Genomic DNA, 2,709 nt, shown 5'->3' on the forward strand with positions numbered 1-2,709 from the left:
TCTACGAGGAGCGCAATCTGATCCTGGCCGGCAAGCGCCTCAATCTCACGCAATCGGCGGTTAGCCATGCGCTGCGCAGGCTGCGCGAGCTTGTCGGCGACGAGCTTTTCATGCGCATGGGGAAGGGCATGGTGCCGACCGGCCGTGCAACGGCGATGGCGCCAACCCTGCTGGACTCGCTGCGGCGCATCGAGGACGCGCTCGGCGTGGAGCCGTTTTCTCCCGACAAGTCCAGCCGGCGCTTTGTCATCGCGGCGAACGATCACGTCACCGAGGTGATCGTTGCGCCTTTGTCCCGCGAACTGCAAAAGGCCGCCCCGGGCGTCGACCTTGTCATCCGGCCGTCCACGCGGCTGGACCTGGCCGAGCAGATCGACCTGGGACGCATCGATCTTGCCATCGGCATCTTTTCCCAGGTGCCACCCCGCCTGAACTCGCGAACGCTGATGTCGCAGGGAGAGTCCATCTTGATGCGCAAGGGACATCCCGCTTCCCGCCGCAAGCTCACGCTCCGCGACCTGGCGAAGTACCCGCTCGTCACCCTGTCCGTCGGCGGGGAGGAGGAAGGCGCGGTAGGGGGTTTCATCGTTGAGCGTGGCCTCGCGCGCCAGTCGGAGATGTTCGACCGGCGTGCGTTGGAGAAGGCGCTCCTTGAACTGAACGAGGTGCCGCGGCTGAGAGTCACCGTCCCGCACTCGCTCGCCATTCCAGCGCTGCTTCGCGATACGCACATGCTGTCCATCGTGCCCGCGTCCCTCGCCATGGCGCTGACAAGGAGCGGCGACCTGATTCGCCGGCATCCGCCGTACCCGGCTGGAAACGAGACCATGCGTGCGGTCTGGCATGGCCGCGACGACCACGACGTGGGTCACGCCTGGCTGCGCGAGATGATCGCGACGACAGCGCGAGCCGCCGAAGAGGCGCTCGCGTAGCATGGCGGACCCGCACTCAGCCGCCGCCCAGCAGGTCGTGCGCGTCGAGGAGCGCGTAGGCGATCTCCGGCCTGGCTTCGAGGCAGCGGCGTATGGCCGCAGGGATGGCCTGGCGGGTCTTGCGGCACAAACCGGGCTGGTCTTCCACCCGGATGTTGATCCCGCGCATGGTGCGCACTTCGTGGATGCTCGGGGTGATCGTGACGACGAGGCCCAGTTGCGCCTGCATGCGCTGTTCCATTTTCCGCAGGTCGGCAAGGCTGGAGAGGCTTTCCAGGCGCGCAACCAGCTTTTTCTCCTCCTCCTGCGTGAGCATCAGGATCCGGATGTCGGCATGCGGGTCGCCCAGCAGGGCCTCGCGATTGCAGATGCAGGCGCCGGGCGGGCATTCCTTGCGGATGGGAAAGGGGGCGTTCATGTCGTCGGGGCTGCCGGCGCCTCAGCCGGGGAGGGTGCAAGCAGAATATCTTAAGGCAGGATGCCTGAGCCAGGTTCACCCGGGATGCGTTCTCGCCGGGCCGGCACGGCCGGCCGCCAGCGGGAAGCGGGGAAACGGTTTATGCTCGCGTTCGCGCGCCCGCCCCCTGGGCGGATGCGCCAGCCAACTTCCAGCCAAGGACACCCCCATGTCACTTTCGATGTATGAAGTCTCGATCCCGGTGTTCATCCGGGCCTTCGGCAGCCTGTCCGCCATCCTGGACAAGGGCGCGGCGTTCGCGCAGGCGCAGGGCATGGATCCGTCCGACCTGATCCAGACCCGCCTGGTGGCGGACATGGATCCGCTGCCGGCCCAGGTGCAACGCGCCAGCGACGCCGCCAAGGGCTGCGCGGCTCGGCTGGCGGGGATCGAGATGCCGTCGTTCACTGACAACGAGGCCACCTTCCCGGAACTGCAGGAGCGCATCGCCAAGACCGTGGCGTTCCTGAAGACCATCGAGCCGGCCCAGCTCGAAGGCAGCGAGACGCGCACCATCGAGCTCAAGCTGCGCCCGGAGCCGGTCACCTTCGACGGCAAGTCCTACCTGCTGGGCTTTGTGCTGCCGAACTTCTATTTCCATGTGACGACCGCATACGACATCTTGCGCCACAAGGGCGTGCCGGTCGGCAAGCGGGACTATCTCGGCCTGAAATAAGGCAAGTGCAACGAAGCCGCCGCGGCATTTCTGTCGCGGCGGCCTCGCCAGGATCGCGGCGGGCGCCGGATTGTCAGGCGCGCCCGGCCGCCAGCCTGGCGCCGGCCGGGGTTGGCTGCTCGAGCCGGTCCAGGCGCCCGCTCCAGGCCGTCAGGCCCAGCGCCACCAGCACCACCAGCGCGCCGATCCACGGCGTATGCATCAGCCCCAGGTGGGTCACGATCAGGCCGCCGGCCCAGGCCGCGCCGGCAATGCCCAGGTTGAACGCGGCGATATTCAGCCCCGACGCCACGTCCACGGCGCCCGGCGTGAAGCGCTCGGYCTGCTTGACCACATAGACCTGCAGGCCCGGCACATTGCCAAAGGCAACCGCGCCCCAGGCCAGCACCGTGGCCACTACCAGCCAGCGATGCGCGGCGGTGAAGGTCAGTACGAACAACACCAGCGCCAGCAGCAGGAACACGATCTTGAGCGCGGCGATGGGGCCGCGGCGGTCTGCCAGGCGGCCGCCCCAGATATTGCCTGCCGCCACCGAGACTCCGTACACCAGCATCACCAGCCCGACCGCGCCGGCGCTGAAGCCCGACACATCCTGCAGGATCGGCGCGAGGAAGGTGAAGGGGATGAAGGAGCCGCCGTAGCCG

The 2,709-nt window shown here is 67.7% G+C and carries 4 protein-coding genes; 2 read left to right on the forward strand and 2 right to left on the reverse strand.

Annotation, left to right across the window (positions count from 1 at the left end; genetic code table 11):
• Positions 1-932 (forward strand): LysR family transcriptional regulator (locus AC1DO7_RS40810; RefSeq protein WP_477117526.1); only part of this gene is annotated, 932 nt, incomplete at its 5' end.
• Between the two features lie 16 nt (positions 933-948).
• Here AC1DO7_RS40810 and AC1DO7_RS40815 read toward each other — a convergent pair.
• Entirely contained in the window at positions 949-1,350 is a 402-nt protein-coding gene (locus tag AC1DO7_RS40815; protein ID WP_441613549.1) for a hypothetical protein, read from the reverse strand.
• Positions 1,351-1,558: 208 nt separating this feature from the next.
• Here AC1DO7_RS40815 and AC1DO7_RS40820 point away from each other — a divergent pair, with 208 nt between their 5' ends.
• Positions 1,559-2,065: a DUF1993 domain-containing protein gene (locus AC1DO7_RS40820; RefSeq protein WP_441613550.1), complete on the forward strand. Its 507-nt coding sequence runs from the start codon at positions 1,559-1,561 to the stop codon at positions 2,063-2,065.
• A gap of 73 nt (positions 2,066-2,138) precedes the next feature.
• On the opposite strand, the gene AC1DO7_RS40825 is transcribed toward AC1DO7_RS40820, so the two are convergent.
• Positions 2,139-2,709, reverse strand: a 571-nt coding sequence (locus AC1DO7_RS40825) for an MFS transporter (RefSeq protein ID WP_477117527.1), incomplete at its 5' end; no start/stop codon positions are given.

This window comes from Cupriavidus sp. 05N40 (assembly GCF_056397305.1).